Origin of the sequence: Aeromonas sp. JL9 (assembly GCF_024436075.1) — a bacterium.
Taxonomy (GTDB): Bacteria; Pseudomonadota; Gammaproteobacteria; order Enterobacterales; family Aeromonadaceae; genus Aeromonas; species Aeromonas veronii.
The window spans coordinates 1-350 of record NZ_JANFNV010000076.1 but is presented as its reverse complement, the minus strand read 5'-3'; the positions used below and the strand labels follow the sequence as shown (position 1 = coordinate 350).

Sequence of the window (350 nt, the reverse complement as noted above, 5' to 3'; positions counted from 1 at the left end):
CAGGAGCAGCAGGTTGTGCTTTTGCTCCTGCCACAGCAGCGCCGGCGGCACCTTGCCCAGCCAGTCCACCACCGAGCCGAGCATGGAGAACAGCAGCGCCTCGAAGGCGCCGATGCAGGCGGTGAGCGTGGTCATCGCCAGGATCAGCGGCCGCGTGCCGGCGGTGGCCGCCCAGATGAAGGGGAAGAAGCCCTGCGGCGGTTGCGCGGGCGGGGTCTCCGGGTACGGATTCACCCGGCTTTCAAACCATGACAGCATAAAGAACACTCCTTTTCCCGACATAACAGCAAGGTTATGCCAGTACAGGTTATAAAACGGGCTAATGACAATAGCGTTAAGCGTATTAATGC

General features: G+C 60.6%; 1 pseudogene. It reads right to left on the bottom strand.

Annotation, left to right across the window (positions count from 1 at the left end):
• Positions 1-258: pseudogene (locus NOM06_RS20810) on the bottom strand (hypothetical protein); the annotation flags it as partial.
• Positions 259-350 lie beyond the last annotated feature (92 nt).